This is a genomic window from Acidiphilium sp. 20-67-58, assembly GCF_002255515.1.
GTDB lineage: Bacteria > Pseudomonadota > Alphaproteobacteria > Acetobacterales > Acetobacteraceae > Acidiphilium.
The window spans coordinates 1-6,535 of record NZ_NCAS01000080.1 but is presented as its reverse complement, the minus strand read 5'-3'; the positions used below and the strand labels follow the sequence as shown (position 1 = coordinate 6,535).

Here is a 6,535-nt window from a genome sequence, read left to right as displayed (position 1 = left end):
CGCGGCCGGCGATTGCAGCACGATGCCGCAGCTTGTCTATGTCGCCGCGGCCGCCGGCACGCGGGCGGCGGTCAACATGACCGGCGGAGAGGCCAGCCTCGACCTTTCGGTGGTCCCGGCGGTGATCTTCACCGATCCGTCGGTCGCGACGGTCGGTCTCGACGAGGGGCAGGCGCGGGCGGCAGGGATCGAGACCATCGCCCGCCGTCTCGATCTGGAGAATGTGCCCCGCGCGCTCGCCAATTTCGATACGCGCGGCTTTGTAAAGCTGGTCGCCGAAGCAGGCAGCAACCGGCTGATCGGCGCGCAAATCCTCGCCCACAATGCCGGGGAAATGATCCAGACCGCGGCACTCGCCATCCGCCATCGCATGACGGTGCAAGAGCTTGGCGACACGCTGTTCCCGTACCTGGTGATGAACGAGGGGATCAAGCTCGCGGCACAGACATTCACCAAGGACGTGAAACAACTGTCCTGCTGCGCGGGGTGAAGAAAACACCAATGACAAGACCCAACGCCTCACATGGAACGGCTTTGCTTGCCAGCGTGGTCTTTCTCGGTCTCGCCTCGGCGACCGCGATGGCCGCGCCTACGGGCAAGATGGGACCAACCAACGCGCCGGCACCACAAAACATGGCAGCACGCAATGCGCCATTCACCGTTGGTGGAAAGAACGTCGAGCTGAAAACCTATCTGGGCCATCCGCTCGTGGTCTGGCAGGTCACCACCTGGTGTCCGAGCTGCAAGGCCGGACTCAAGACCTTCGCACAACATCAGGCGCAGATCGATAAGTCAGACATCACGATCATCGTGTTGCGCGACTACAAGAATGGTGGCTACCAACCTGACGCCAGCATGCACAAGTTTGTCGAAGAGGTCGCGCCGAAGCTTCTGAACGACCCGCATTTCGTGATCGGAGAAGACACGAAGGCATTGTTCGACCTCTATAATCCGCACCACTATATCGATGTCTATCAGGTCATCGCGCCGGACGGCCGCATTGCGGTGGATTCTTCGACGCCGTCCGCCACGTTCGGCAAGATCGAGCGTTTTATCCAGCCAAAAGCCGCGCCGTGATGGCGGGTCTCTACCAGCGCGCGATGGTCGTGCCGCGCGCCGTGCAGATGGCACTCGGTTCCCGTCGTGCCGTGGTGGGGACGATTGCGCTCTTTCTTGCGACGCTCGCTTTCTATGCGGTTCTCCTGCCCGCAACCAGCACGGGCGGTACGCTCGGGCTGGTCTCGCTCCGCTTTCTGACGCCGGGCGAGTTCGTCCTTGCGCTGATCATGGCTGCCCTCCTGACGCTGACTGTGGCGCTCGGCGTCTACGGCCTCCGCCAAGGAGGGCGGGTGCGCCCGGCCGGCAGCGTATTGGGGGCGATACTTGCAACCTTGCCCGCGCTGCTCTGCTGCACGCCGATCCTGCCGCTCGGCATCGCGGCGATCGCCTCCATCCTGCCGGCGGCCGGGCGGTTCGGCGTACCGATCCAAGGCTTCATCGCGACGCATGAGGGCGAAATCTACGGAGTCGCAATCGTGCTGATGGTCTGGAGCCTCTACGGCAGCGCTAAGCGGGCGCTGTCCTGCGCCTGTTGAGGTTGCGTCGGCCATCAGGCTCGGCGTGCAGACTCAGGTAACGCCCTGGGTCGGGCGATTTTACTCACGAAAGACAGAGAGCCAGCCGCCGCAAGATGTTCCCTTCACGTTCCCGCTTTCGACGGCTTAGCGTGCAATTTTGAACAAATCGTCCGGTGACCCCGACAGGCGCGAATTGGCGTTGTTGCATGGAATCAGCGGCATCAAAACAACGGGCGTCGTGCGGTGCGATCAGCCGCGCGCGCTCGATCTGAACGCACGCAATGCTCGCAAGGTGGACACGCTGCCGGCCGCGATCCTGGATGACGTACTCTGTAGCATAAGCGGACAAAGTGGGAACGCTGACTGGTTGGGATCGAGGTTTTCTGCGGGTTTGAGCGGAGAGCGCGGTTCTGAGGCCGGAATCGCGCGATGACGGAAAACACGTGTTTTCCGTACACTTCGAATTGAAGGCGGAATCAACCCAGAAATCGAGCATATTCCTATACGAAAAACCATGTCGGATTGAATGGCTATGCCGGGATCAATCCGACATGGTTTTCCGACACCCCTAAAAATCCCTTATGCTACAATTTCGGGCCGTCCGTTACTTCGGGCCGTAATGCGCCTTTCGGCGGTGGAATTCGCGGCGCTATTCGACGGGCTGGACTGGTCGCGCGTGCAGACGACGCGAAGGATTCCCAAGCCGATTGCGGTCGCCTAGACTCGCGGTGTGACGGACGCTGCACCGACCCAGCCGGACCTGCCGACCGACGCCGCGGCACTGCGCGCGCTGGTGCTGGCGATGATGGCCGAGCGCGATGCCATTACCGCCGAGCGGGATGCCGTTGTCATTGAACGCGACACGCTGACGGTCCGTAACGCGCAGTTGGAACATCTGCTGCGCACGCTGCGCCGCCTGCACTATGGCGCGAAGTCCGAGCGGCTGCCGGAGGCGCAGCTGCAGCTCGGCCTCGAGGATACGGAAGCGGCGATCGCCAAGGTCGAGGCAGAGGCGGAGCGGACCGATCCGGCGCTGCGTCGCGAGCGTGCGGCGAAGCGCCGGGCCGGTCGCGGCAAGCTGCCCGCGCATCTGCCACGGATCGAGGTCGATCTGGCGCCCGAGGCGAGCGCCTGCCCGTGCTGTCAGGCCGCCATGGTGGTGATCGGCGAGGATCGTGCCGAGCGGCTCGACGTCATCCCGGCGCAGTTCCGAGTATTGGTGACGCGGCGGCCGAAGCTCGCCTGCCGGGCCTGTTCGGGCGTGGTGGTGCAGCCGCCGGCACCGGCACGGCTGATCGCCGGCGGCATTCCGACCGAGGCGACCGTCGCGCATGTACTCGTCGCCCGCTACGCCGATCATCTTCCGCTCTATCGTCAGGCGCAGATCTGGACGCGCCAGGGCGTGGTCGTCGATCGCTCGACGCTGGCCGCCTGGGTGGGCACCGCGGCCGCGGAACTGGCGCCGGTGGTGGCGCGACTGAAGCAGATCATGCTGGCCTCGGCGCACATCTTTGCCGACGAGACGACGGTGCCGGTGCTCGATCCCGGGCGCGGACGCACCAGGACCGGCTACTTCTGGGCGATTGCGCGCGACGACCGGCCCTGGGGCGGCACCGATCCGCCGGCGGTGGTCTACACCTACGCGCCCGGCCGCGGGCACGTACATGGTCGCGCCCTGCTCGGCGACTATCGCGGCATCCTGCAGGTCGATGGCTACGCCGGCTACAAGAAGCTCGCCGACCCGACCGGCCGGACCGGACCGAGCGCGCTTGCCTTTTGCTGGTCCCATGTCCGGCGCGGCTTCTACGATCTTGCCAAGACCCGTGCCGCGCCGATCGCCACCGAGGCGCTCGAGCGCATCGCCGCGCTCTATCGCATCGAGGCGGAGATCAGGGGACTGAACGCGGCCGAGCGCCACGCGCACCGACAGCGCCGCAGCGCTCCGCTGGTCGCGGATCTGGGCATCTGGCTGAAGGCGCAACACGCGAAGCTCTTCGCCCGCGGCCCGACCGCGGAGGCAATCGGCTACACCTTGAACCACTGGGACGGCCTGGTCCGCTTCCTCGACGACGGCCGCATCGAGATCGACTCCAACACGATCGAGCGAAGCATGCGCCCGGTCGCCTTGAGCCGGAAAAACGCACTGTTTGCCGGCAACGACGACGGCGCCGAGAATTGGGCAGCGGTGGCTTCCCTTATCGAAACCTGCAAACTGAATGCCGTCGACCCGCAACGCTATCTCGCCCAGACGCTCACCCGCCTCGTCAACGGCTGGCAAAACTCGCGCATCGACGACCTGATGCCCTGGACCCAGGCCGACGAACACCCAGCCTGACGGCCACGCACACGCGCAAGGGTCTCAAGGCCCCGCTTACGGAGCATAAATGGCAACGGCAAAACTGCACATGATCGCAGCACGTAGAACAGACTTCATGACTAATCCCCGGGCCAGTTGTGATTTCGACCTCGATAAAGAGGCAATGGGCCCCCACCGGCGGCGGCACGATAAGATTCGGTCGTCTCGGTGGAAGCGGTATCGATGGCAGTCGGAGCCTCAATCGTCATCTTCACCGCCGGTGCAATAATCGGTCTTCGTGGTTGATGAGAACCGGCCGATCAGAAGTTCGCGCCTGAATGGTCCCCCTCTCTCCGTTTCTTCGGCCGACACGTCGAACACAAATTCCTGACCGGGTCGCATAAGGTGGCCGGCCAGAGTCACAGGCCGGACCACCAGATAGATCGCCGCCCAAGGGCAGCAGCTATAACACGCCGTCTTGCCATTCTGTCGGTCGCTGATGTCGCCGCGATTAGCAGCTGCCAAGATTGACTCCTGGATGGTGAGCGTTTCGTCCGGGTTTGGGTCATGCGTCCAAAGAAATTCCATTGCAGGCCCAGCCTTCGGGTCGCGCCTGAACTGAGAGATGTGACTGGGTGAGGTCAGACAGAACAGGTCGAACCCCGGTTTGCCCGGTCGCGGCAGCCGTTTTCCATGCGTGAAAATATTGTCAAAAGGGTTGCCTGAAGATGCTTGTGGCACCGTATGATGGTTGTAGGCGGTGCCCGACAACAGGTTGGGTTGGACGACCAACTGGCCTATCAGGAACGCCTCCTGGATTACCGACTTGATCTGGGATTCGATCCGCATATGCATTTCCGGGGTCGGTACGAAACCATCACGATGCAGTGCCTGTGCCGAGTCATGGGTCGATTGCAGGGCAGCTATCCGACTGCGCAAAGCAGCAGATTCGGCCGGCCGGTCCTTTGTGGCGCGCAGCGCGTCGGAGACAGCAATGCCGGCGTGTTCGACCATCACCCGGCCTGCGGCCAACATGGCGACCAGATGCGCCAACGGGCACGGGTCAGCCTCGACGAATTCGGGCAGATCGAACGGTAGATGTCCCGGCAGCACATAATCCTTGTTGTCAGCAGCCGCAGCTGCGAAGGCCAGGAAGTCTGCGACGTGCGAATAGAACAGATCCACCTGCTCGGCGGTGATCCGCGGCACGAAGCCGACTGTCTCGGGATCAAGGTCATAATCCGCCTTGATGAAAGCATCGCCCAGGGTCTGAAGCGAGAAGCCGATCCAGACGGCAGTGAAATAGGCCCGGTCACCTGCGCTCATCGTCCATGGCGACGTACCACCATCAGCTAGGTCGGCGCGCTTCTTTTCGGCCTCGATGAAGAAGCTGTAGGCTACACCGCCAGCGGTGCGGTAAGATTCGATTGTCTCGGCGGAAATTTCCCCTCGGATGAAGGCGCGCATTCGTGCGAAGAAGCCTGGATGCATGTGGTTGTCGGTAGTCTGGTTGCTCATGGTATATCTTTCAGGCTTTACCGGCCGTACTGCCAAAATCGTATGGAACTCCTTGGAGCCGCGGAGTTGGTTTTGGTCAGGTGCTGACTTGCACGATATCGCCATGCAGCACGAGTGCCACGGCTTCCGCAAAATCAGTGCCGCGTTCAGGCACGATGACGTCAGAGGTGCCAAGATAGTCGTCCGGCACCGGCGTGGCATTGCGATCGAGCAGATCGTGTAGTTCAATCAATGCTTGGTCGTAACCCGATCTGTCGTCGGTAGTGAGGGCATTCAGAAGTCGGCGATCCAGCATCTCCAGGGCACTGGCATGCATTTCGGGCAGTTCACACTGCCCGTGACCAAACGAGCGGATGATCATTTCGAGTTCTCCTGCTGATGTTCGATTATCCCGTCGATCTGCGGGCTGGGCTGGGCAGGGCTGGGCAGTGAGGTTGGTTTGGAGGGAGCCAAACCCATCTGCGCCTTTAGCCGCTCTAGATCGCTGGCGACATCAGCGTTCGCGGTTGCCTGGTTGAGCTGCAACTGGACTGGGTCAATCGGAAGGCCGGTATCGAAATCGAGATGGCAGGCAACTTCACTGAGCGCATCGGCCCGTGCAGATTGCTGCGAAATTTTCATCCGGGCGCGGTCCATTGCGGCATTGACTGAACCCATTTCCTCCGTGATGCCAGCCACCGATGACGCGGCGACAACCTGCGCGGTGGCGGCTGTTGCGGTTGCCGCCAAGGTCTCCTTTTCTATCCGGAAGGCGGCAATCTTTGCAGCAAGGCGGTGACTGGACGCTTCGAGGTCGGATTGCTTGTTCAGCATCTGCTGCCGCTGGCTCTCCAGCGATTTGCGCTGCTCCAGCAAGGGCACGCGTCGCGCCAGGGCTTGCTGTGCAAGTGTCTCGTCGCCCATCGTCAGCGCCTGCTTTGCTTGACCCTCAATGGTGGCGTTCTGGTGGTCCAGTCTGTCGATCTGCTGTTCGATCTGTTTGCGTGCAGTCACGACCTCGACGATCGCCCGCTTTAGATTGGTCAGGGTGTCGTTCATCTGATTATAGGCATGATTGAACATTTCGGCCGGCACTTCGGCTCGGTCCAGCGCGGCGTCGCCCTTGGCAGCAACGATTGTTTTCAGACGGGCAAAAAAACTCATG

Annotated in this window: 6 protein-coding genes and 1 pseudogene; 4 read left to right on the top strand and 3 right to left on the bottom strand. The window is 62.3% G+C overall.

The genetic code is table 11. The features are described 5' to 3' along the window. The 4 genes and pseudogenes from B7Z76_RS15850 to tnpC form a co-directional block, all read left to right on the top strand. A pseudogene (locus tag B7Z76_RS15850) lies at nt 1-490 on the top strand (mercuric reductase); the annotation flags it as partial. 11 nt (nt 491-501) lie between these two features. Continuing rightward, a complete protein-coding gene (locus B7Z76_RS15845) occupies nt 502-1,077 on the top strand; it encodes a peroxiredoxin (RefSeq protein WP_035188309.1) in 576 nt (191 codons plus the stop codon). Then, nucleotides 1,077-1,595 carry a hypothetical protein gene (locus tag B7Z76_RS15840; protein ID WP_240314326.1) on the top strand — a complete coding sequence of 173 codons (519 nt, stop codon included), beginning with the start codon at nt 1,077-1,079 and terminating at the stop codon, nt 1,593-1,595. Before B7Z76_RS15845 ends, B7Z76_RS15840 begins: the two co-directional genes overlap by 1 nt. Before the next feature lie 784 nt (nt 1,596-2,379). Continuing rightward, nucleotides 2,380-3,912 carry an IS66 family transposase gene (gene tnpC, locus B7Z76_RS15835; protein ID WP_291345201.1) on the top strand — a complete coding sequence of 511 codons (1,533 nt, stop codon included), beginning with the start codon at nt 2,380-2,382 and terminating at the stop codon, nt 3,910-3,912. A 219-nt stretch (nt 3,913-4,131) separates the two neighbouring features. Here tnpC and B7Z76_RS15830 read toward each other — a convergent pair whose 3' ends face one another. The 3 genes from B7Z76_RS15830 to B7Z76_RS15820 form a co-directional block, all read right to left on the bottom strand. Beyond that, nucleotides 4,132-5,391: a hypothetical protein gene (locus tag B7Z76_RS15830; protein WP_227076030.1), complete on the bottom strand. Its 1,260-nt coding sequence runs from the start codon at nt 5,389-5,391 to the stop codon at nt 4,132-4,134. A 76-nt stretch (nt 5,392-5,467) separates the two neighbouring features. Further along, a complete protein-coding gene (gene pspAA, locus B7Z76_RS15825) occupies nt 5,468-5,752 on the bottom strand; it encodes a PspA-associated protein PspAA (RefSeq protein WP_048880637.1) in 285 nt (94 codons plus the stop codon). Then, nucleotides 5,749-6,535: PspA/IM30 family protein (locus tag B7Z76_RS15820; protein ID WP_227076029.1), on the bottom strand; the 787-nt coding region annotated here is incomplete at its 5' end. The genes B7Z76_RS15820 and pspAA, both read right to left, overlap by 4 nt.

Excerpts from the sequence above, each read along its gene's own strand:
- B7Z76_RS15845 (WP_035188309.1), top strand. The coding sequence starts at position 502 with ATGACAAGACCCAACGCCTCACATGGAACGGCTTTGCTTGCCAGCGTG.
- B7Z76_RS15840 (WP_240314326.1), top strand. The coding sequence starts at position 1,077 with ATGGCGGGTCTCTACCAGCGCGCGATGGTCGTGCCGCGCGCCGTGCAG.
- tnpC (WP_291345201.1), top strand. The coding sequence starts at position 2,380 with ATGATGGCCGAGCGCGATGCCATTACCGCCGAGCGGGATGCCGTTGTC.
- B7Z76_RS15830 (WP_227076030.1), bottom strand. The coding sequence starts at position 5,391 with ATGAGCAACCAGACTACCGACAACCACATGCATCCAGGCTTCTTCGCA.
- pspAA (WP_048880637.1), bottom strand. The coding sequence starts at position 5,752 with ATGATCATCCGCTCGTTTGGTCACGGGCAGTGTGAACTGCCCGAAATG.